This is a genomic window from Rhodococcus artemisiae (assembly GCF_036327795.1).
Lineage (GTDB): Bacteria > Actinomycetota > Actinomycetes > Mycobacteriales > Mycobacteriaceae > Rhodococcus > Rhodococcus artemisiae.
This window is the reverse complement of the sequence record NZ_JAUTXY010000007.1, coordinates 191316-213285: the sequence shown is the minus strand read 5'-3', so window position 1 is coordinate 213285 and position 21970 is coordinate 191316. Positions and strand designations below refer to the sequence as shown.

At 63.6% G+C, this 21970-nt stretch carries 18 protein-coding genes and 1 pseudogene; 12 read left to right on the top strand and 7 right to left on the bottom strand.

All coding sequences use genetic code 11. From position 1 onward, the window contains the following. Nucleotides 1–73 precede the first annotated feature (73 nt). The 4 genes from Q7514_RS16805 to Q7514_RS16790 all read left to right on the top strand — a co-directional run bounded on the left by Q7514_RS16805 (nt 74) and on the right by Q7514_RS16790 (nt 6239). Nucleotides 74–1729, top strand: coding sequence for an FAD-binding protein (locus Q7514_RS16805; RefSeq protein WP_330134423.1), 1656 nt, complete (start codon nt 74–76; stop codon nt 1727–1729). A gap of 249 nt (nt 1730–1978) precedes the next feature. Next, the gene (locus Q7514_RS16800) at nt 1979–3397 is read left to right on the top strand and encodes an ABC transporter substrate-binding protein (RefSeq protein WP_330134422.1); all 1419 of its coding nucleotides are present in this window, start codon (nt 1979–1981) and stop codon (nt 3395–3397) included. A 204-nt stretch (nt 3398–3601) separates the two neighbouring features. Further along, entirely contained in the window at nt 3602–5035 is a 1434-nt protein-coding gene (locus tag Q7514_RS16795) for an aldehyde dehydrogenase (protein WP_330134421.1), read from the top strand. Between the two features lie 70 nt (nt 5036–5105). Then, nucleotides 5106–6239, top strand: coding sequence for an NDMA-dependent alcohol dehydrogenase (locus tag Q7514_RS16790; protein WP_330134420.1), 1134 nt, complete (start codon nt 5106–5108; stop codon nt 6237–6239). 99 nt (nt 6240–6338) lie between these two features. On the opposite strand, the gene Q7514_RS16785 is transcribed toward Q7514_RS16790, so the two are convergent. The 7 genes from Q7514_RS16785 to Q7514_RS16755 form a co-directional block, all read right to left on the bottom strand. Continuing rightward, entirely contained in the window at nt 6339–7898 is a 1560-nt protein-coding gene (locus tag Q7514_RS16785) for a class I adenylate-forming enzyme family protein (protein WP_330134419.1), read from the bottom strand. After that, entirely contained in the window at nt 7895–9046 is a 1152-nt protein-coding gene (locus tag Q7514_RS16780; protein WP_330134418.1) for an acetyl-CoA acetyltransferase, read from the bottom strand. Before Q7514_RS16780 ends, Q7514_RS16785 begins: the two co-directional genes overlap by 4 nt. After that, nucleotides 9043–10071: an acyl-CoA dehydrogenase family protein gene (locus Q7514_RS16775; protein ID WP_330134417.1), complete on the bottom strand. Its 1029-nt coding sequence runs from the start codon at nt 10069–10071 to the stop codon at nt 9043–9045. Before Q7514_RS16775 ends, Q7514_RS16780 begins: the two co-directional genes overlap by 4 nt. A gap of 16 nt (nt 10072–10087) precedes the next feature. Continuing rightward, entirely contained in the window at nt 10088–11260 is a 1173-nt protein-coding gene (locus Q7514_RS16770; RefSeq protein WP_330134416.1) for an acyl-CoA dehydrogenase family protein, read from the bottom strand. A gap of 79 nt (nt 11261–11339) precedes the next feature. Further along, nucleotides 11340–12116: an aldolase/citrate lyase family protein gene (locus Q7514_RS16765; protein WP_330134415.1), complete on the bottom strand. Its 777-nt coding sequence runs from the start codon at nt 12114–12116 to the stop codon at nt 11340–11342. Continuing rightward, nucleotides 12113–12961 carry a 2-oxo-hept-4-ene-1,7-dioate hydratase gene (gene hpaH / locus Q7514_RS16760; protein ID WP_330134414.1) on the bottom strand — a complete coding sequence of 283 codons (849 nt, stop codon included), beginning with the start codon at nt 12959–12961 and terminating at the stop codon, nt 12113–12115. Before hpaH ends, Q7514_RS16765 begins: the two co-directional genes overlap by 4 nt. 46 nt (nt 12962–13007) lie before the next feature. Beyond that, nucleotides 13008–13910 (bottom strand): alpha/beta fold hydrolase, encoded by a 903-nt coding sequence (locus Q7514_RS16755; RefSeq protein ID WP_330134413.1) that lies wholly within the window; start codon nt 13908–13910, stop codon nt 13008–13010. A gap of 282 nt (nt 13911–14192) precedes the next feature. On the opposite strand from Q7514_RS16755, the gene Q7514_RS16750 reads away from it, so the two are divergent. The 8 genes and pseudogenes from Q7514_RS16750 (at nt 14193) to Q7514_RS16715 (ending at nt 21960) form a co-directional block, all read left to right on the top strand. Next, a complete protein-coding gene (locus Q7514_RS16750; protein ID WP_330134412.1) occupies nt 14193–14504 on the top strand; it encodes a hypothetical protein in 312 nt (103 codons plus the stop codon). Then, a complete protein-coding gene (locus tag Q7514_RS16745) occupies nt 14501–15655 on the top strand; it encodes a thiolase family protein (protein WP_330134411.1) in 1155 nt (384 codons plus the stop codon). Before Q7514_RS16750 ends, Q7514_RS16745 begins: the two co-directional genes overlap by 4 nt. Next, a complete protein-coding gene (locus tag Q7514_RS16740; RefSeq protein WP_330134410.1) occupies nt 15652–16113 on the top strand; it encodes a Zn-ribbon domain-containing OB-fold protein in 462 nt (153 codons plus the stop codon). Before Q7514_RS16745 ends, Q7514_RS16740 begins: the two co-directional genes overlap by 4 nt. Beyond that, a complete protein-coding gene (locus Q7514_RS16735; protein WP_330134409.1) occupies nt 16110–17402 on the top strand; it encodes an aromatic ring-hydroxylating oxygenase subunit alpha in 1293 nt (430 codons plus the stop codon). Before Q7514_RS16740 ends, Q7514_RS16735 begins: the two co-directional genes overlap by 4 nt. 4 nt (nt 17403–17406) lie before the next feature. Then, nucleotides 17407–17934 (top strand): aromatic-ring-hydroxylating dioxygenase subunit beta, encoded by a 528-nt coding sequence (locus Q7514_RS16730; RefSeq protein WP_330134408.1) that lies wholly within the window; start codon nt 17407–17409, stop codon nt 17932–17934. Between the two features lie 82 nt (nt 17935–18016). Then, nucleotides 18017–19564, top strand: coding sequence for a class I adenylate-forming enzyme family protein (locus Q7514_RS16725; RefSeq protein ID WP_330134407.1), 1548 nt, complete (start codon nt 18017–18019; stop codon nt 19562–19564). Beyond that, nucleotides 19561–21075 (top strand): annotated as a pseudogene (locus tag Q7514_RS16720) (AMP-binding protein); the annotation flags it as partial. The gene Q7514_RS16725 and the pseudogene Q7514_RS16720, both read left to right, overlap by 4 nt. Before the next feature lie 60 nt (nt 21076–21135). Further along, nucleotides 21136–21960: an enoyl-CoA hydratase/isomerase family protein gene (locus Q7514_RS16715; RefSeq protein WP_330134528.1), complete on the top strand. Its 825-nt coding sequence runs from the start codon at nt 21136–21138 to the stop codon at nt 21958–21960. Nucleotides 21961–21970 lie beyond the last annotated feature (10 nt).

The following is a 21970-nucleotide window of genomic DNA, read 5'->3' as shown; positions in this document are numbered from 1 at the left end:
ATCTGACCAGGGCGCTGCGGTCCGCAGGTCATCTCTCTTGATTGGAGATCTTCGTATGGATTCGAATTATCCTGTGACTCATGACGTCATTGTGCTCGGATCGGGGGCGGCCGGACTCGCCGCGGTCCTGTCCGCCCACGATGCGGGCGCAGACGTAGGTATCTATGAGAAGGCCGAGTATGTCGGAGGCACAGCGGCATGGTCGGGCGGAATGGTGTGGATGCCGAACAATCCACACATGAAAGCCAACGGGATCTCGGACAGCCCGGAGGAGGCCTTCGAATACATCAAGTCGCTGACCCACGGACTTGTCGACGACTCTCTCCTGAGAGCATTCCTCGAACACGGACCCGAGGCAGTATCGTGGCTCGAAGAACACACCCCGGTGGAGTTCGAGCTCATCGCGGGGTTCCCGGACTACCATCCCACCCATCCGGGGGCCAAGGAGAGCGGCGGACGCACCATGGCCTGCCCACTGTTCCCTTTTGCGGAACTCGGTGAGTGGGCATCGAAAGTGTGGGTGGGACACCAACTTCCGTCGAATATTGCGATCAGTGAGACCACATTCGGGGAGGGCGCGGGCACCGGGCCGACGTCCGAGGACCTGGAGCGGCGGAAGATACGCGACGAACGAGGCACCGGGCAGGCGCTCGTCGGGGCGATGTTGCGCGGGTGTCTGGATCGTGGAATTACTCCGCGGACCGGGGTCCGGGCGAGGTCGCTGATCGTCGAGGACGGCCGCGTGGCCGGCGTCCGATTCGACACGGATGGAGTCGAATTCGAGGTCAGGGCTCGGCGCGCTGTCATCCTGGCAACGGGAGGTTTCGAACACAACGCGGAACGTGTTCGATCGTTTCTGCGCGGTCCGCTCGACCGTCCTGTCAGCGTTCCCACCAATACGGGGGACGGACTCGACATGGCGATGCGGGTGGGCGCGAGCCTGGGAAACATGCGCGAAGCCTGGTGGGCGCCCACCATCGACATCGACCATCCCGACCTCGGTCGAGTCCCCTGGCTGGTGAACGGCGAACGATCCCGCCCACACAGCATCATGGTGAATCGAGCCGGAGTGAGATTCGCCAACGAGTCGGCCAACTACAACGCCTTCGGTGCAGCGTTCCATTATCTTGACGTCTCGTCCTACAACTATTCGAACCATCCGGCGTGGTTGATCTTCGACCATCACTATCTGACCAAGTTCGGTCTGGCGTCCCACTCGGTGGCAAGCGAGCTCCCGGACTGGATCACCCGTGCGGAGTCGTTCGAGACGTTGGCAAAGGCCATCGACGTCCCTGAAACAGCGCTGGTCGCCACTGTCCGGAGATGGAACGAGAATGCGGTGGCAGGCCACGATCCGGACTTCGGACGCGGCGAGTCGACTCTGGACCGGTGGTGGGGCGATCGTGACGCCGGGGACTCCGCTGCCGCAAACGTCGCACCACTCGATGCGCCGCCGTATTACGCCGTTCAGGTGCGTAGCGGTGCTCTGGGCACCAAAGGCGGCCCGTGCACCGATGCCCATGGTCGTGTCCAGAGTGTGGACGGCACGGCGATTCCTGGTCTCTACGCAGCAGGAAACGCGATGGCATCGGTGATGGGCATGACCTACGGCGGCGCCGGCGGCACGCTCGGTCCTGCGCTGACCTATGGATGGTTGGCCGGACGAGACGCTGCAGTCGCTCCCCGCGGCGATGGGGATCCAAGCCGACCTGAAACAACGCAACTCTGATCGAAGTTTCTGGCGAACAAGATAACTGGACCACTGCCAATCCCCGAATCGCTGCGGGCATTCAGCTCTTGTCATATATGAAAGGTGTTCCTGGTGAGATTCGATCACAGCGTTCGACGAGGGCTCGCGCGGTCGTCGGTTCTGATAGCGGCTCTGCTGGTGACGACCGCATGTACTGGTTCCGGAGAACGTGGGAACGATGGCGCCGGAGCGGTGGATCGTGAAGCCTCACTCGAGGTGGCCTGGACCTTGCCCCCATCAAATTTGGACCCTCACCAGTCGGTCGTCAACATTGTCGATTTTCCCTATCTCGCACCGGTGTACGACCGGTTGACGCAGGTGAGGGTGGGGCCGGAGATCGCTCCGATGCTCGCGGAGTCGTGGCAGTTCGCGCCGGATGGGCTATCGGCGGACTTCACGTTGCGGACCGACGCAGTCTTCCACGACGGTGCCCCCGTAGACGCTGAGGCTGTGGTGAAAAGTCTCGCTCGCGCTCGCACTGTGGGTTTCAGATCCGCGCCGGCGCTGTCGATGATTGCTGATGTCGCAGTAGTCGACGACCACACGGTTCGCATCGCAACTACTCGTCCTGCGGCCGATCTGGCGTCGGTACTGGCCAGTACTCACGCTGCAATCATCAACCCCCGTGCCCTCGAGGACGGCACCGACCTGACGCAGACCACAGCGGGATCGGGACCGTACCAACCCAGTGAGGTGCGATTCGGTGACCGCATCACTTATACGCGCAGCGAACACTACTGGGATCCGGATGCTCAGAAGGCAGCGACGCTCCAGATCATCGGAATGAGCGATGACAATGCCCGCCTCAACGCCTTCCGCAGTGGGCAGATCGACGTGATGCTGGCGAAGGTGGGGCAGACCGATGAACTCGACAGGCTCACCCAGCAACCGCAATACCGGGTGCAGAACTTCCCCTCTGCTGCGTTCTATTCGATTGCGCTCGATATCGGCGCGGAATACCTCGCAGACGTTCGAGTGCGGCAGGCTCTCAACTACGCAATCGACAGGGAGGGGATCAGGTCGGGGCTGACGAAGGATCATTGCGCACCGTTGTCGCAACCTCTGCCTGCCGGGGTGGTCGGCCACAACAGCGACGTCGCCGGAAGGTACGACTACAATCCTGACAAGGCGCGGGAACTGTTGCGCGCCGCCGGGGTGCCCGACGACCTGAAGCTGCGGATCGTCAACATTACAGGTCTTTCGCCTCAGCAGGAGATGTTGACGGCCATTCAGGCGCAGCTCGATGACGTCGGTGTCGACACAGAGGTAGTGGCCATGGCTGCCGGCGATGCGCAGCTGATGTTTGCGCAAGGCGGATACGGGAGCATGAACGTTCGTGTCACCTATCCGCTCCCGGCGCAGACACTGATGGCCGGCTATATGACGCCGACCTTCTTCCCGACCGAGCCCTCCCCGGAGTTCCAGGATGCGGTACTGGGATCTCTGAACCCCGGCATCAGTGACGCGGAGCGCACGGAGCTGTATTCGAAGGCGTCGGGAATCGCAAGCGACGAAGCATACGACATCTTCATCTGCAGTGTCCCCACGACAGTTGCGTACTCGAACGCCGTGGTCGGGATGGATGAGGTGGCTCAGGTGGACTTCACCGGGATCATGGACACGCGCTATCTGGGTAAGACATCGTGATCGGAGCCGCGTAACCCGATCATCCCATGACATTGATGTCAGAAGAGATGCACGTGGTAGCGCATGCTGCCGACCAGCGTGAATTCAGCGACGTTGACCCCTTGCTCTAAAGTGACATTACTGCCAGAATTTGATGCGAGTTGGTGGTGCAGTCGCGCAAGTGACCTTCGGAGCGAACCGACGCTCCCGGTCGAGAGGAGTCCGATGCGGACGTTCGATGGAATCTACGTGGCCGGTACGTGGCGTCCCGGTCGGGGTGAGCGGATCGAGGTGACCTCACCTGCGACAGGGGAGGTCCTGGGATACGTCTCCGAAGCCACCGCGGACGAGGTGGGGCAGGCGGTCGATTCTGCCAGGTCGGCTCTGCACGACGACTGGGCAACGTACAGCCCCGCGGACCGGGCTGCAGCCCTCGGCCGCCTCGCGGACGCTTTCGAAACTCGAAAGAACGATTTTGCCGAGCTCTTCTCGGCCGAGGTCGGAACACCGCGTCGCGCATCGTCGTTCGTTCATGTCATGAGCACCCTCGGGGCGCTGCGAGCCTACGAGAAGATCGGCGCCGATTACCCGTTCGACGAAGTGCGCCCGTCGATGGTGGGCGGAGAAGTCCGCGTCCGTGGGCTTCCGGTCGGGGTGGTCGGGGCAATCCTACCCTGGAACGCCCCGCTTTTCACCGCGTGCCTCAAGCTCGCTCCTGCGCTCGCCGCCGGGTGCACGATGGTGCTCAAGCCGGCCCCCGACGCGCCGTTGGCAGTCTCTCTCTTCACCGAGGTGATCGAGCAGGCCGATCTTCCGCCGGGCGTCGTGAACATCGTGTCGGGCCACGCTGCGACCGGCGAAGCGCTGGTGACGCATCCCGGAGTAGACAAGATCAGCTTTACCGGCTCGACCGCAGTCGGTGCTCGTATCGGTGCATTGTGCGCTGCCGACATCCGACGGTGCAGTCTCGAACTCGGTGGTAAATCGGCAGCGATTCTCCTCGACGATGTCGTACTTGACGACAAGACGATCGGTGGCCTTGTCGGTGGCGTGATGGGCAACAACGGGCAGATCTGCGTGTCCCGCAGCCGCATCCTGGCACCCCGGTCCCGCTATGACGAAGTCGTTGCGGCAGTGGGCGCTGCCGTCGGTGAGCTGGTGGTAGGAGACCCGTCGGACCGCACCACGGACGTGGGGCCGCTCATCAATGCCGCCGCCCGCGACCGCGTGGAACGCTACGTCGCTCAGGCGGTGGACGAGGGTGCACGGGTGATCGTCGGTGGTGCACGGCCCGACGGCTTCGACACCGGATGGTACGTAGCCCCGACAGTTCTCGCGAACGTCGACAACAGCATGGCCATCGCCCGCGACGAACTCTTCGGTCCTGTTGTCGTCGTCATTCCCTATGAGGACGACGTCGACGCGGTCGCTCTGGCCAACGACTCGGAATACGGTCTGGCAGGCGGGATCTGGTCATCGGACACGGCACGTGCGAATCGCATTGCGGCGCAGCTCCGTGTGGGCGCGGTGTCGATCAACTCGGCACCGGCCCTCGACTGCGGCGCACCCTTCGGAGGATTCAAGAAGTCCGGTCTCGGCCGGGAAGGCGGTCCGGAAGGTCTGTCCGAGTACCTCGAATTCCAGTCGATCATCAGCTGACGTCGATCAGCAGACCAACGCGAACCACACTGACCGGCGCGAGGGCGTCGACATGCACGGAAGGATTCACATGGAGACTCAGGCTGCGATCCTCTGGGAGCGCAACGCGCCGTGGTCCGTGGAGACGGTCGAACTCGACCCACCGAAAACCGGAGAAGTGTTGGTCGAGCTACACGCGTCGGGGATGTGCCATACAGAAGAGCACATCCTGCTGGGAGACATGCCCTTCCAGATTCCGTTCGTGGGCGGACACGAAGGTGCAGGCGTGGTGAAAGCGGTCGGCGAGCATGTGTCCTGGCTTCAGCCAGGCGACCACGTCGTCTTCAGCTTCGTTCCCACGTGCGGCCGTTGTCCGTCGTGCTCGACGGGGCACCAGAACCTGTGTGACCTCGGAGCCCTGATCGGTCGCGGGCGGCAGATCCTCGACGGCGGCAGCCGGCATCATGCACGGGGACAGGACCTGTCGATCTCGTCAGCCCTCGGAACATTTGCGCATCACACCGTGGTCAACGAGGCCAGCTGCGTCAAGATCGAACCCCATCATGCCCTCGACCGGGCTTGCCTTCTCGGATGTGGATTCGTGACGGGGTGGGGCGCGTCCGTGTACGCCGCCGAGATCGAGCCGGGCCACAACGTGGTCGTTGCGGGCCTCGGAGGTATCGGTGCGGCAGCACTGCAGGGAGCGAAACTGTCCGGCGCGCGCACTATCACGGTGATCGACCCGAGCGAGTTCAAGCGCGAGAAGGCGCTCGAGCTGGGAGCTACCCACGTCGCTGCTTCCTGGGAGGAGGCGGCGGAGGTGGTGAAGGAAGCCACCTGGAACCGAGGAGCCGACCGCTTCATCTGCGCCATGGGCGTGGGCGAGGGCAAGCTCATCGCCCAGGCACTGAGGATGGTCGCGAAGCGGGGCTGGCTCGTGGTAGCCAACATGCACCGTCTCGCCGAAAAAGAGGTGGCTGTCAGCATGATGGACTTGGCTCTGATGGAGAAGCGCATCGTCGGAACCCTCTACGGGTCGGGCAATCCACGCTCCGATATTCCGAAGATGCTGGAACTGTGGAGCTCGGGTTCGGTCGATCTCGATGCGATGGTGACGCGGACGTACCCCCTGGAAAAGATCAATGACGGATTCGAGGACATGCGCTCGGCGCGAAACATCCGTGGAGTACTTCGGTATCCGGCAGCCGAAGCGGCCGACGCCTAGACCCGGCGGGTTCCTCGAACGCAGCTGCCCCTGCCGGTCCTCGACCGGCAGGGGCAGCGTGGTGTCCGTGGGCTGTCGGATCGATCCGACTCCGATCTATCAACTTCGACGGTGTCGGACTATCGGGGTGCGAGAAAGATGTTCTTGTGCAAGGGAATGTAGGGCAGAGCGATCGATCTTGGCCATGGCGTTGAGCGGAATCGTGTCGACCACGATCAGATGATCGGGTGCCTTGTAGTCGGCGAGCCGTGCACGCGACCACTCGCGCAGATCCTCGAGCGTGGGTGGTCGAGCGGGATTATCGGGAACGACGAATGCGACACCGATCTCGCCGATGACCGGAGCCGGATGACCGACCACGGCGGCGTGCAGCACATCGGGGTGCTCACCGATGGTGTGCTCCACCTCGATCGGATGTACGTTGAAACCACCCCGGATGTACATGTCGCCTACACGTCCAGCGAGCACCAGGTTGCCTTCGTCGGTGAAGTACCCGAGATCGCCACTGACGAAGAAGCCGTCCGGATCGAAGCTCTCTGCGGTGAGTACCTCATTGTTCCAATAGCCGCGTGTCACACAGCCACCGTGAACTCGAATCCGACCGACTTCACCGTCGGGTAGGTCCCTGCCGTCGTCGCCGGTGATCCGGACCGTCATGCCGTGCTGGGGCCGGCCGACCGTGCGGAACTGGACCTCTACCGCATCGTCCGGTTCGGTCCCGCACACAGTGGGAGATTCGGTCATTGCGTACCGTACGACCAGCGGTACCCCGATCAGGTCCCGGACGCGCGAGACGAGCGCGGGCGAGGCCGGCGCGCTGGCGACCACACCGACGCGTAGATGTGCGAAAGCGGCGGGGTCGAGGTCCGGTAGTTCGAGCAGTTTCTCCCACTGGGTTGGGACGCCACCACCCACGGTGATGCGTTCGTCGCGGATCACTGAGTACATCCCGGCTGCCGACCACGGGGAGGGGGCCTCTATGAGAGCTGTGCCCCAGACCAGCTGGTCCCACAGCTTGGACATGTAGCCGGCGTGGGGAAACGGGGTGCCCGTCAGCCTGCGGTCGTATGGGGCGCTCATGATGCCCGATGCCGCCGCGGACGCCGCGAGATTGTCCGCGTCGAACCATGCCCCCTTCGGCAGACCAGTTGTGCCACTGGTGAACACGATGGTGACCGGATCGGAACGCGTTATCACGACTGCGGGCGCTCTCCTGCTCGTTCCCACTGCAGCGGTGACGTCCGCGCGGGACATCGTCGGATAACCGTCGGGAGCTTGGGGCAGGTTCGCGTCCGGGTCGCGGATCACGAGCGTCGGTCGGGACTGCGCGAAAATCGCCTCTGTCTCACGCGGACCCAGTCTCGGGTTGACGCCCGTGGTAACCCCGCCGAGCATCGCCACCGCGGCGAGACACACTGCATAGTCGATGCCCGACGGCAGGATCAGAACGACGACGTCGCCCTTTCCGATTCCGCGATCGGACAGGTGAGCTGCGAGAGAATGTGCCCGGGAAGCCCATTCTTCAAATGAGATCCGACCCACTCCCGGCTCGACGTACGCATCGCGGTCGCCATGGACGAGCGCGGCGGCGTCCAGAAGCGCAGCGGTGCTGCCGAACTCCTCTGCGCAGAGCGGAGGAGTGCTACGTGCGGAGGTCACGGTTCCTCGGAGCCCAGGAGCACGGTGCCACTCGAGCAGAACCAACCACCAGTGCCGCTCACACACGCGATCTTCGCGTCCGGCACCTGCCGAGGCCCGCTCTGCCCGCGCAACTGGCGGGCAGCCTCGACGATGAGGAACAGTCCGCGCTGACCCGGGTGGCACGCAGACAATCCACCACCGTCGGTGTTGGTGGGTAGTGGACCGCCGAGTCGCAGGGCTCCGGACTCGACGAACTTGCCGCCCTCGCCCTTCTCGCAGAAGCCGAGGTCTTCCATGGTGAGCAGCAGCATGTAGGTGAAGGCGTCGTATATCTCGGCGACGTCCACGTCGGAGGGCTTCAACCCGGCACGCGAGAACGCGAGCGGACCGGTGACCGAAGCCGGACCGATGGTGACGTCATCCCACTGGCTGGTCAGCATGTGCGAAGTGGCCTCGCCCGTGCCCAGCACCCAGACCGGATCCGACTTCAGGTCCTTCACCCGATCCTCGGCCACGAGTACGACAGCGGCGCCACCGTCCGACCGGATACAGCAGTGCAGCTTCGTGAACGGATCGGCGATCATCGGCCCCGAAACCACGTCGTCGATGGTGATCGGGTCGCGGTAGTAGGCTTCCGGGTTGTCCTTGGCGTTGAATCGCGCGGATACCGCGACCTCTGCAAGCTGCTCGATGGTCGTGCCGTACTGGTACATGTGACGACGTGCAGCCATGGCGTACTTCGAGATGAGGGTATGGCCGTACGGGGCGTCCCACTGCAGAGGCCCGCGCGAGCCCCAGTTGATGTTCGCTGTGCGCAGACCCTTGCGGAGGTCGGCGCGGGCAGTCGAGCCGTAGGTGAGCAGGACGACGTCGGCGTGGCCGGCTGCGATGGCATCGGTAGCGTGCGCAAGCATGACTTCCCAGGATGCACCGCCCACGGAGGTCGAGTCGATCCAGCGGGGCTTCAAGCCCAGGTATTCACCCACATCGGTAGGTGGCAGTGTGCCCTGGCCCGTCGAGGCGAGCCCGTCCACGTCTGACGGGGACAGACCGGCTTCCGCGAGCGCGCGGCGGCTCGCCTGGGCCATGAGTTCGTACGCGTTCTTGTTGTCGACCCGACCGACATCGGACAGTGCAACTCCTGCTACGGCGACTTTGCGGTTCACTGGGGGGCTCCCTGCTCGAGAAGTTCGGCGAGGACATCGGTCGGCTCGTCGATGAGGTGGGCGAGCACATGAGCGCGCTTGAGGAACAGATGCGCATTGTGCTCGTAGGTGTAGCCCATGCCGCCCTGAATCTGGATATTGGCGGCGCCGTTGTCGATTGCAGCACTTGACGCAGCAGCCCTCGCGGCAAGAACTTGGAACTCGAAGTCCCGGCGGCCCGCTTGGAGTGCCGCGGCGGCAAAGTAGACGAGGGAGCGTGCGGCCTCGGCCCGGACGGCCATGTCGGTGCACGCGTGTTTGACGGCCTGGTGCACTCCGATAGGCCGACCGAACTGCACTCGGGTCTTCGCATGCTGAGTGGCCATGTCGGCGACGGCCTGAGCGATTCCGGCAAGTCCCGCTGCCGACAGCAGCAACGCCCGGTCCCGGATCGGATCCACGGTGGCGGGTACCCAGTGCAGAATGCTGCCTGCCGTGACGGTGGCGGTGGCCAACCGGGTTCCGGGGTCGATGGACTCGAGGGATTCGATATCGGAGAATTCGGCAGCGTCGACCAGCGCCGCTCCGTCGTCGCCGATGAGCAGCAGGTGGCCGGCCCCCGGAGCATCGATGAGATCGAATGTCCCTTTGAATCCGTCCGGGCCCACGGCGCCGCCGTCGCGCAGTTCGGCGAGACCGACGAGGGCTCGGCCGTCCGCGATCCGCGCGACGAGTTCGGTGTCACCACAGTGCGCTGCGATCCGTGCGCCGAGTGTGGTGGCGAGGAACGGTCCGGTGGCCAAGTGCTGGCCGAGCGTCGCGAACAAGAGAACTTCGTCGTCGAGCCCGCGTCCGGAGCCTCCGTGTTCTTCTGGCAACCCCAGGGTGGTCAGGCCGAGTTCGGCGCCTTCCCTCCAGATGTCGACGTCGGCAGACGTTTGTTCGTCGACACGTCGACGGATGTCCTCGATCGGCATCCGGGAGGAGATGAAATCTGCGGCAGCGGAGACGATGTCGAGCTGCTCGTCGGAAGGTAGGAGATCCATGGTCAGTCGCTTTCTCTCAGCGCGGAAGACCGAGGACGCGCTCCCCGATGATGTTCCGCTGAATTTCGGAGGTGCCGCCGCCGATGGACTGTGAGAAGGAGTGCAGGTAGGTCCCCACCCAGCCGTCGTCGTCCCATCGTGAGTTTCCGCGTAAGGAATCCGATCCGAGGATGTCCATCGCCAGAGCGGAAACTTCCTTGGTGACATCGGAATACAGCAATTTGAGCATCGAACCCTTCGGGCCGGGAGTATCGGACCGCATGTTCTCGCAGATTCCGACGTAGGTCATGGCGCGCAGGGAGGCGACGGATGCGCGGACCCGCGCCAGTCGGCGTGCGAGTTCGTCATCGGCGATAGCCGGGCGACGGCGGTCGGGTCCGACGTGGTCGCGAGCGTAATCGATGAGCTTTTCCACAACGCGAGCCAAGCGGACCTGGTTGGCCGTGAACGCGGTGCCGCGTTCGAAGGACAGGGTCGACATGGCAACGCTCCAGCCGTTGCCGATCTCACCGACGACGTTGCTCAGGGGGATTCGCACGTCGTCGTAGAACACCTCGCAGAATTCGGCCCCGCCCTCCATCGTTTCGATCGGTCGGGTGGTGATGCCGGGGGTCTTCATGTCGCAGATGACCCAGGTGATGCCCTTGTGCTTCGAGTCCCCGCTGTCGGTGCGGACGAGCAGTTCCTGGTAGTCGCCGATATCGGCATAACTGGTCCAGATCTTCTGTCCGGATACGACCATGTGGTCGCCGTCCAAGACTGCCTTGGTCTTGAGCGAGGCGAGATCCGAACCCGCATCAGGTTCGGAAAAGCCTTGGCACCATAGAGCTTCTCCGCGAAGAATCCTCGGTAGGTGAAATGACTTCTGTTCCTCTGATGCTCTGGTGATGAGGGTCGGCCCGGCATGGTTGAGTCCCACGAAGTTGGCGTCGATTCCGGGGAAGCCCTGGGCGGCATACTCCTCGTACCAGATCAGTTGCTGGAGCAGAGTGAGCCCGCGGCCACCGTACTCGGTCGGCCAGGCGATACCCGCCCAGCCGCCCTCCCACTGAGCGTGTTGCCAGGCCAGATCGTAATCGCGGATCTCTGTGTTGTTCCGGGGGCGCGGTTCGGTCGGCTTGTTCTCGACCAGCCACGTGCGTACTTGGTCCCGGAACTCCACCTGTTCCTTCGTGAAGTCCAAATCCATGAGAGACCTTCCTCGTAGCGGATCAGCGGATCCGTGATCATCATGCAAGTATAAGTGACGATAGCGTCAGATTGAAGAGTCAGTCCGGCCGTGTTCCGCAGTTGTACCGAGCGGCGAGGGCTTCACTGCCTCTGGCCAGCAGTGTCACGTCCGCTCCGACGAGGACGAAGTGTGCACCCGCGTCCACGTAGCGGCGCGCGAGCGATTCATCGAAGGCATTGACGCCCGCGGCCTTGCCGCACGCGGTGATGGTCTGCAGGGCTTTCTCGATGGTCTCGACCACTTCGGGCGTGTCGGGGCGACCCAGATATCCCATCGAAGCGGCGAGGTCGGCGGGTCCGATGAAGACAGCGTCGACGCCGTCGACCGACGCGATGTGGGGAAGTGCGTCCAGCCCCTCGACGGACTCGACCTGCACCGTGACGGTCAGGCCCTCGTCTGCAGTGATGAGATAGTCAGAAACTCGGTTCCATCGGGAGGCGCGCGCGAGTGCGCTGCCCACGCCACGGATGCCCTCGGGCGGATATCGGGTGGCCGCGACAACGGCCCGCGCAACGTCGGCAGACTCGATCATCGGCACGATCAGATTGGTCACACCGATGTCGAGCAATTGCTTGATTGCCACCGGATCTGCCGAAGCAGGCCGCACAAGCACCTCGACGGGATACGCGGCCGTCGCCTGCAGCTGTGTGAGCGTCGACCGGATGTCGTTGGGCACGTGCTCCTGGTCGAGCATCAGCCAATCCATCCCCGAGCCGGCGCAGATCTCGGCGCTGTAGGCATTGCCCGAGGCGATCCACATGCCGTACTGCGTGCGGTCGCCGCGCAGCAGCTCTGCCCACCGATTCTCCGTCATCGGCTCTGCTCCCCATCGCGCTCGAACGCGATCGACACTGTGCCCAACGGTCCGTAGTCGGCGACGAAGGAATCACCGGGCTCTGCGAAGATCGGTGTGGTGAAGGACCCGGCCAGGATCACCTCACCGGCGTCGAGACCCACGCCGTGCGGGGCAAGCCGGTTCGCGAGCCATGCGACACCGTTGGCCGGATGGTTCAGAACTGCTGCAGCAACACCGGATTCCTCGATGACGCCGTTGCGGAGAAGCAGGGCCGATACCCACCGTAGATCGATGTCCATCGGTTTGACCACCCTCCCGCCGAGTACCAATCCGGCGTCGGCGGCATTGTCGGCGATGGTATCGACGATCGTGCGCAGGTGTCCCGTGTCCGGATCGCTCATCTGCACCCGAGCGTCGAGTATCTCGAGCGCGGGTGTCACGTACTCGGCTGCGCGCAGCACGTCGAACAACGTCACTCCGGGGCCTTTCAGGGGCTCACCGAGGACGAATGCGAGCTCGACCTCGATACGCGGGCGGATGAACCGCCCGGCGGGCACCGAGCCACCGTCGCCGAAGAACATGTCGTCGAAGATTGCACCGTAGTCGGGCTCTGTGATCGACACCGCACGCTGCATCACCCGGGACGTGAGTCCGATCTTGCGACCGCGTACCACCCGGCCGTCGGCGACTTCGAGCTCCACCAGACGCCGTTGGACGGCATAGGCATCCTCGATGGTCATCTCCGGGTATTGCAGCGACAATTGCCGGATCGGGACGCGGGTCCTCTTCGCCTCGTAGAGGCGGCGTGCGGCGTCGTCGAGCGCAGCGTCGTCGAGGGTTTCCTCGGCAGGTCGTCCACTCATCGGTTGTCCATCCATCGTCTCGTCTGTTCCTCCATCGCGTTTCGGGTCATTTCGTGAGGAAGGAGACCGCTGCCGGGTTGAAGCTGTCGGGGTCTTCGAAGTGCGGCCAGTGCCGCACCTCCGCCATTTCGAACACCTCGGAGTTCGGGATGATCCGTGCGACGGTGCGTGCTGTCGACTGGTATTCGCCGTGATCTTTGCCCGAGGCGACGACCATCGTCGGGGCGGTGATGGTCGCCCACCTCTCCTCGGGAATGAGGTTGCGGTCGCGGGCCTCGGCGTCCTGCAGGATCAGCAGGTGGTCGATGCTCTCGCGTGTGTCTTCGCGCTGGTAGATGGCCTGGCGCAGCGCGACGAGGTCGGGCAGGCGATTGCTCTCGTCGGCGATGAGGTGTTCGAAGACCTTGTGAATCGATTCCCAGCTCGGGTTGTTGACCGCGTCGGTGCGCTCGGCACGGATGCGGGCCATATTCGACGCCGTGGCGATCAGGCCGGCGGGGGACATGAGGATCAGTTTGGTCACGCGGTCGGGGTGCTCGACGGCGGTAGCTGCTGACACCCAGGCGCCCAGCGACATGCCGATGAAGTGTGCTTTGTCCATGCCGAAGTGGTCCAGCACCGCGAGAACCTGTCGGACGTACACCGAAATCTCGTAGTCGTAGTCGGGTTTTTCCGAGAAGCCGTTGCCGACCATGTCGATCGCCACGCAGTGGAAATGCTGGCTCAGTTCGGAGAGGTTGGGGGCGAAGGTCTCCCAGTGTCCGCCGGTGCCGTGCAGCAGGATTGCATGCGGTTTGTCCGCCGAACCTGCTTCGGCATATCGGGTTCGGATGCCGGCCACTTCGACGAAGCCCTGGCGGAACTCGAGCTCCCGTAGGTAGCCCCAGATGCTGCGGTAGTTCTCCGTGTCGATAGTGGGTGCGGACGTGGCGATCGTTGTCTCGGTCATGAGCGGACCTTTCCGGGTGGCTGCTGAGGCGGCTTCGGCGGAAGCGATCACCGAAGCCGTCGAAGCGTTATCTGGTCAGAGTGTGCATCTTTGAAATACAGACATCAATGTGCTCTGATCTGCATTCTTAGCGCGCATTCCAAGTTGGGGCCATTCGGCCCCTCCCATTGTTTCTGACACTTGCATACGATATGACTATGGGGGGTCTTACCGAGATGAGCAAGCCCCCGCCGTCGCGGCCACACGCGTCGGTGACGTCAACAGCTAAGGGTGTCGAGCGCAATGTCTGCATCTGCCGGAACCGGATCTGCACAGAACGGTGCTCACTATGTGGTCAGGCGTCGGTCGTTGGCGAAGCTGGTCAACGAGTTCGCTGCGGTCGGAGTCAGCCTCGATACCAGTGGCAACGGACCGAGGCTGCTGGTCGAGGACTTGGAGTCGGGAGATCACATCTTCCTGACTCCGCTGGAGCTCGCGAGCCTGTGCCTTGCCACCGACGAAGATCGTGAGGACTGGATCCGTGTCGGCAACTACCGCGAATCGCGAGACCCGTCCTTCGGGCGCGGGCCCGGCGGCAACGGGGTCCGGTCATGACTGCAGAGGCGGCGCTGGTCGGACTGGGAATGACGCCTATGTCATTGAAGGCGGGTGACACACCGCTGCAACTGGCCTGTGAGGCGACCCGGTTGGCTCTGATGGACGCCGGCCTGACCCATTCCGAAGTGGACGGACTGCTCGTGGGTTCGAGTCAGGGGGTGCGCCCCGACCGTCTCGGCGTCGCATTCGCGACGCAGGGAGGATTCTCCGACCTACGCCTGCTCGAGCATGTGGAGATCAAGGGCGCGACGACGATCGCGATGATTCAGCGCGCGCAGCTAGCGCTCGACACCGGCGCGGCCCGCACCGTCGTGTGTGTGTTCGCCGATGCGCCGCTCGTCGCCGGCAAGGGCGCCGGATCGACATACGCGCACAGTGGCGGGCGGACCGGTGCACGAGGATTGGAACGGGCATCGGGCCTGCTCGGCTCCGTCCCCACATACGCGCTTCTCGCCAACCGGTGGATGCATCTGCACGCAGGTACCCCGGATGACCTGTGCGCGGTCGCCACCGTTACCCGCGACTGGGCGCTGGGAAATCCGGATGCCGTGGTGCGCACACCTCTCGACGCCGACGGTTACTTTGCAAGCCCGACGATCGCGGAACCGTTGCGACGGCTGGACTGCGCGCGCCCGGTCAACGGAGCGGTCGCGGTGGTGGTCTCCAACGATCCTGCAGTGGGCACCGGGACCCGCCTCGCGGTTCGTGGCGTCGGCCGCGACCATCCGGTGCGTCACCGGCGTGCCGGCCGCGAGTCGTGGTTCGGTGGCGGTCGACGCGCGGTCGATGATGCGCTGGCCGCGGCAGGAATGGTACGCAGCGACCTCGACGTCGCCCAGTTGTATGACCCGTTTTCCGTGGTGACCCTGTTGTTACTCGACGAGTACGAACTCACGGGCGGAGTGCCGGCGGGCGAATTCGTCCGGACAGGCGGCACGGCGAAGGGCGGGACCTTACCCACCAATACCGGAGGAGGCCAATTGTCCGGTTTCTATCTCCAAGGGATGACCCCGCTCGCCGAGGCGATGATCCAGTTGCGCGATCAGGGTGGCGACCGGCAGGTAGCAGGCGCTACCACCGCACTGGTCGGCGGTATCGGTGGTCGTATCGACCACCATGCTTCGATGATTCTGGAGCGGACGGCATGACCGCCCCACATGATGCACCTGACTGGCTGCTCCACGACGAGCTCGCACCTGACGTGGACAACGACCCGCTCGCGCCGCTGTACGAGGGCAGTGCCCGCGGCGAACTGGTCCTCCCTTTCTGCGCATCGTGCGTGCTTCCGCTGGATCTCGAACAGCCGGTATGTGACGGGTGCGGATCGCTCGAGTGCGTCTGGCGAGCAGTCGAGCCGGTTGGGACGGTGCACTCGTCCACAGTCATGCACCGAGCCGAACCGGGATTGGTGCGCGCCGATCGTCCGTATCCGATCGTCGACGTCGAACTCGCCAGCGGTCATCGACTCATCATGACCACGCTCGAATCGACGCAGTTCCCCCTGCCCATCGACGCGCCGGTCCGCGTCGCGTTCCGCAATCTCGGAGGGATCGCGGTCCCCGCAGCACAACTCACAGCCCCAGTAGAGACGGAGGCCTTTTCATGACCACCATCGAGTCGATGCCGACCCAGTCGGACGATTTCGACGTCACCCGCATCGTGCAGGAAGATCGAGTACACGGTTCGGTCTACACCTCTCCGGAGATCTTCCAGCGAGAGTTGGACACCATCTTCCGCACGGGATGGGTGTACGTCGCGCACGAGAGTGAAGTCAGCGAACTGGGAGATTATGTCACCCGCGTGATCGGCAAGGATCCGATCGTCGTCTCGCGCGGGAAGGACGGTGAGATCCGCGTTCTGCTCAACCGGTGCACGCACCGGGCGAACAAACTGTGCAATGCGGAGAAGGGTAACGCGAACTCCTACCGGTGCCCTTACCACGGCTGGACCTTCAGCAACGACGGTTCTCTCACCGCCGTACCGATGAGAAACGGTTACGGCGAAGCCTTCCAGAAGGTCAAGTCCGAATTGGGTCTGGCGCAGGCGCCGCGTGTGGACAGCTACCGCGGGTTCATCTTCGCCTCGCTCGCTGCCGAGGGTGTCTCGCTGACCGAACACCTCGGACGTTCGACGAAGGCGATCGACCGGTTGCTGGCGCTGTCGCCGACAGGCACGATCGACCTGCGCGCCAACTGGATGAAGCACCACCATCACGCCAACTGGAAGATGGTCGTCGAGAACAACGTCGACGGCTATCACGCACTGTTCACCCACGCGTCGGTCTACGACGCTGTCCGGCCCGCAAAGGTCTCGCACATTCCGTCCAAGGTCGACGTCGTCGTCCGTGACCTCGGTGACGGGCATTCCGAGATCGACTACTCGGCCGAATACCGCAAGCTCGACGACGAGTTCATCTGGTACGGACGCACGAAAAGGGAGAAGCTCCCCGAGTACGTCGAGGCGATGGAGGAGGCGTACCCCGAGGGCGAGCTGCACGATGCCCTCGTCGTCGGTCCGCCGCACACCCTCATCTGGCCCAACCTGTTCCTCGCCGAGATGAACATCATGTTCGTCGAGCCGATCGCGGTGAACGAGACCATCGCTTATACGACTGCGGCGTTGTTCCCCGGCCAGGACCGCATGAACCAGAAGACGCTTCGCCGCGCCGAAGGGGCCATGGGCCCGGCCGGTTTCCTGATCGCCGATGACGGTGAGATCGGAATGCGAAACCAGGCAGGTCTCGCAGCCGAAGAACCCGAATGGCTCGTTCTCGCGCGCGGCCTCGAAACCGATGTCGAGGACGCGACCGGAACCGTCAACAGCGACAAGAGCGCAGAGACCCCGCAGCGCGGATTCTATCGCCAGTGGGCCAAGGTCGTCGGACAGGAGAGCTGAACACATGACCGCCATCGAAACCCCGCTCACGAGCGACGTGCCTCGTGATGACACACCGAAGGCACTTCCGGCTCCGGAAGCGGACGTCGTTGCGTTTCTCAACCTCGAATCCCGGCTCGCGGACGAGGCCCGATACTCCGAGTGGGAACAGCTTTGGGATGACGACGCCCTGTACTGGGTGCCGATGCATCCCGAGGACGACCCGGCCACGAGCCTGTCGTACATCTACGACAACCGACGACGCATCAAGAGCCGTGTCGCCCAGCTCAACACCGGAAACCGGCATTCGCAGACGCCGCCGTCCGTGATGCGCCGGATCCTCGGAAACCATGAGGTTGTCGCGTCCGACGCCGACACCGTCACTGTCGAGTCCAACTTCGCGCTGTTCGAATATCGCTACACACAGCGGATCTGGGCAGGACGTGTCGTTCACAAGGTCCGTCGCACCGGCGGCGGTCTGCGCCTCGCGTCCAAGACCGTCCACCTGGTCAGCGCTGGTGGAGCTGTGGAGACGCTGGCCTTCCTCATTTGACAACACTGCGCGGGATCGGGTCGGAAATCCGACTCCCGACCCCTCGGGAACCATTGTTCTGAAACATGATTGCGAGAAGCCCGTGCTCGTTGGAGATATTCCACGCAACAACGCCCGCCGCTACCCGGAGAAACCCGCAGTGATCGAGAGCGGACGGACTCACACCTGGTCCGAAGTGGACGAACGGGCAACTCGCCTGGCCAACCACTTTCTGGACAACGGCCTGGTCAAGGGCGACCGGATCCTGGTTATCGCACGCAACTGCATCGAATGGCCCGAGATCACGTTCGCGTTCGCGAAAGCCGGTCTTGTCGCTGTTCCTGTCAACATTCGACTTGCACCGGACGAAATGGCGCACATCCGAGACGATTCCGGGGCACGCGCGGCTGTGGTCCATGCTGCCCAGGTCGAGCGCTTCTGCATCGAACTGAACGAGCTCGACGTTGTGGTCCAGATCGGCGGCGACGCGGTCGGCATCGAATACGAAGCTGCACTGCGTGCCGCATCGCCCGTCGATCCCGCTCCCGCGGACCTGACACCCGACGACATCCAATTCATTCTGTACACCAGCGGAACTACCGGTCGTGCAAAGGGAGTCGTGCATGCACATCGCGGCATGCTCGCCCAGGCGGTCGATACCAACCTCGTTACAGAGGGCAACCGATCCGACGTCTTCCTCGCCACCACGCCGTTCTTCACGGCCGGCGGAATGGTCCGCACCTTGGCGTGGACATACCTGGGCCAGACCATGGTGATCCACCAGCGCTTCGATCCGAAGGCTGTGATCGACGAGATCGAGCGCAGCAGGATTACTTTCACCACCTTCATTCCGACGATGCTGCAGCGAACGCTGAAGATCCTCGAGGAAGGACCGATACGGGACCTCTCCAGCCTGCGGCGGATCAGTTACGGCTCGGCGCCGGTTCCGCCCAACCTGGCGAAAAAGGCCATGGACATGCTCGGATGCGACCTGCAACAGCGATATGGATTGACTGAATGCGGAGGCCAGGCCACCATTCTCACACCGCAGGACCACCGCGACATGGTGGCAGGGAAGGAGTCGATCCGCACTTCGTGTGGTCAGGAGACCCCGATGTGCTCGATTCGGATCGTCGATACCGACGGCAATGAACTGCCCGCGGGCGACATCGGTGAGATCGTCATCATCAGCGATGCGAACGCGATCGGGTACTGGAACCGTCCACAGCAGACCGCCGAGACATTTCGGTCGACCGGTCTGTGGTCCGGTGATCTCGGATTTCTCGACAGCGAGCGATACCTGCACATCACCGGCCGCAAGACCGACATGATCATCTCGGGTGGTTTCAACGTGTATCCGGCCGAGATCGAACGGGTCATCGGCCATCACGAGAATGTCGACCTGGTCGCGGTGGTGGGCGTGCCCGACCCCGAGTGGGGGGAGACTCCGGTGGCGGTGGTCGTACCCAGAAGCAGTGTCGACACCGAGAGTCTTGCTGCGGAACTCACCAGCTTGTGTCGCGCAGAACTGGCGGGATACAAGCAGCCGCGGCGCTTCGAATTCCGCAGCGAAATGCCGCTCGGTCCGGCAGGCAAGATCCTCAAGAGAGTCGTCGCAGACGACCTGATTACCGTGGGAGCGAAGCATTGACCACCACCGTAGCCACTCGTCTGTCCACCGAGAGCATCTGGGAGCTCGTCGACGCCCGAGCCCGAGCGACCCCGGATGCGCAGTTCGCGGTCGACGAGCACCGCAGATCGTTCACGTTCGCCGAGTTCCGTGATCTCGCCGAGGGTGTCGCCGCTGCCCTCTACGAGCGCGGTGTCCGCGCGGGCGATGTCGTGTCGTGGCAGTTGCCGACGACGGTCGAGTCCATGGCTCTTGCAGTGGCTCTCACCCGACTCGGAGCAGTGCAGAATCCGCTGGTGATGATGCTGCGGGACAAGGAAGTCAAGTTCATCATCGACCAGCTCGAGACGTCACTGTTGATCGTCCGGTCGGAATTCCGTGGATTCGACCACGCCGGGATGGCGGCGCGGCTGGCCACCGCCAGACCTGGGATGAACATCCTCGCGGTCGACGAGTCGATGCCGTCGAGTGCCCCGACGCTCCTGCCGCCGCGCGCATCGATGTCGTCCGAAACACGGTTCGGCCCGGAGATCTCGTGGATTCTCTATACATCCGGGACGACGTCGGCACCGAAAGGCGTCAAGCACACCGACCGTACCCTGCTGGCTGCTTCCGCAACGTTCACCGACAATGTGCAGACGACACCGCAGGACCGGTGTGCGGCACTCGTTCCCGTCGGGCACGTCGGCGGCCTCGGCCACCTGTTACACGCGCTGGAAATGGGACACACCCTTCTCGTCGGCGCTACCTTCGTGCCGGAAGAGACCACGGACTTCCTCATCGAACAAGGCGTGACACTCGTCGGTTCCGGTCTCCCCTTCACCAACGAGTACCTGCGAATCTCTCATGAACGGGGCGTCGCGCCCTTGTTCCCGCAGGCACGTGCTGTGCTCATGGGCGGATCGGGACGTCCGCGCACCCTTCACGAGGATGCGAAGAACCGACTCGGTGGCGTCGGGATCATCTCCGGCTACGGCATGACCGAATGCCCGTACGCGACATGGGGTCGACCCGACAATACCGACCTTCAACACGCAGAGTTCGAAGGTGTGCCCGGCCGCGGCGGCGAAATCCGAGTCGTCGACGCGGATGGCAGACAGGTACCGGCCGGTGAAGTCGGCGAGATTCGGTTGCGCGTACCACAAATGTTCAAAGGGTATGTCGACTCGTCCCTCGATGCGGGCGCATTCGACGACGATGGGTTCTTCCGGACCGGTGACCTCGGCCTCCTCGACGTCGACGGCTGTGTCTCCGTCACCGGTCGGATCAAGGACATCATCGTCCGCAAAATGGAGAACATTTCGGCACGCGAAGTCGAGGAGGTGCTGATCGGTGATCCGACCATTGCCGACGTCACGGTGATCGGCCTTCCCGACGCGGTATCCGGTGAGCGAGTGTGTGCCATCGTCGTTCCGGCCGATCCTGGTGTACCTCCTACCCTCGAATCCGTCCGTGATTACCTGCGAAATACTGAACTGAACGTGCGGAAGTTTCCCGAACAGGTCGAGATCCTCCCTTCGATTCCCCGCAACCCGCTGGGCAAGATCGCCAAGCACGAATTGCGTAAGCAATTCATCGACCCCGACGGACAAATGGCACCCGACAACAGGGACACACCCGACCCCGCCCCCGCAACCGAAGTTGTCGAGTTCGAGACGATCGAATTCGAGATTGCCGAACACATCGCGACCATCACTTTGAATCGGCCCGACCGGCTCAACTGCTTCAACGAGACGATGGCCCGAAACATGGCCGCAGCATGGGCACGGGTACGCGACGACGACGACATCCACGTCGCGGTTCTGCGCGCAAACGGGGAACGCGCGTTCTGCACAGGTGTGGACCTCAGCGAGGGGGCGTGGTGGGCACACCTGAACAGATGGAATCAGGAGGACCCGGGTATTGATCTCGGACCCAAGCAGCACCGAGTGTGGAAGCCGGTCGTGTGCGCCGTGAACGGTATGGCCGCTGGCGGCGCAATGTATTTCATCAACGAATCCGACATCGTGATCTGCTCGGAGGACGCCACATTCTTCGATCCCCATGCCAACGGCGGGATCGTATCGGCACTCGAACCGATCGGCATGCTCGCTCGCGGAATCCCCGTCGGCGAGGTGCTGAGGTGGGCCCTGCTGGGGAGCGACGAACGGATGACTGCGGACACGGCGCTACGCGCAGGCATCGTCACAGAGGTGACGCCCACCGCCGAGTTGCGGGAGCGAGCGCATCAACTGGCCACGGAGATTGCCGGCCGCCGGCCCGAGGCGATCCAGGGGACGGTCCGCGCAATCTGGGAGGCCCTCGAAATGAACCCGACAACTGCTCTGCGAAACGGGCTGTCGTATACGCAGATCGGAAATCAAGGCGACGGCCGTTCCGACTCTCGCAAGAACAAGCGCACCCCGCGCTTCCGCTGACCGCGCTCCC

Excerpts from the sequence above, each read along its gene's own strand:
- Q7514_RS16765 (WP_330134415.1), bottom strand. The coding sequence starts at position 12,116 with ATGACGGAGAATCGGTGGGCAGAGCTGCTGCGCGGCGACCGCACGCAG.
- Q7514_RS16755 (WP_330134413.1), bottom strand. The coding sequence starts at position 13,910 with ATGACCGAGACAACGATCGCCACGTCCGCACCCACTATCGACACGGAG.
- Q7514_RS16750 (WP_330134412.1), top strand. The coding sequence starts at position 14,193 with ATGTCTGCATCTGCCGGAACCGGATCTGCACAGAACGGTGCTCACTAT.
- Q7514_RS16770 (WP_330134416.1), bottom strand. The coding sequence starts at position 11,260 with ATGGATTTGGACTTCACGAAGGAACAGGTGGAGTTCCGGGACCAAGTA.
- Q7514_RS16740 (WP_330134410.1), top strand. The coding sequence starts at position 15,652 with ATGACCGCCCCACATGATGCACCTGACTGGCTGCTCCACGACGAGCTC.
- Q7514_RS16790 (WP_330134420.1), top strand. The coding sequence starts at position 5,106 with ATGGAGACTCAGGCTGCGATCCTCTGGGAGCGCAACGCGCCGTGGTCC.
- Q7514_RS16745 (WP_330134411.1), top strand. The coding sequence starts at position 14,501 with ATGACTGCAGAGGCGGCGCTGGTCGGACTGGGAATGACGCCTATGTCA.
- Q7514_RS16735 (WP_330134409.1), top strand. The coding sequence starts at position 16,110 with ATGACCACCATCGAGTCGATGCCGACCCAGTCGGACGATTTCGACGTC.
- Q7514_RS16795 (WP_330134421.1), top strand. The coding sequence starts at position 3,602 with ATGCGGACGTTCGATGGAATCTACGTGGCCGGTACGTGGCGTCCCGGT.
- Q7514_RS16715 (WP_330134528.1), top strand. The coding sequence starts at position 21,136 with ATGGCACCCGACAACAGGGACACACCCGACCCCGCCCCCGCAACCGAA.
- Q7514_RS16730 (WP_330134408.1), top strand. The coding sequence starts at position 17,407 with ATGACCGCCATCGAAACCCCGCTCACGAGCGACGTGCCTCGTGATGAC.
- Q7514_RS16775 (WP_330134417.1), bottom strand. The coding sequence starts at position 10,071 with ATGGATCTCCTACCTTCCGACGAGCAGCTCGACATCGTCTCCGCTGCC.
- hpaH (WP_330134414.1), bottom strand. The coding sequence starts at position 12,961 with ATGAGTGGACGACCTGCCGAGGAAACCCTCGACGACGCTGCGCTCGAC.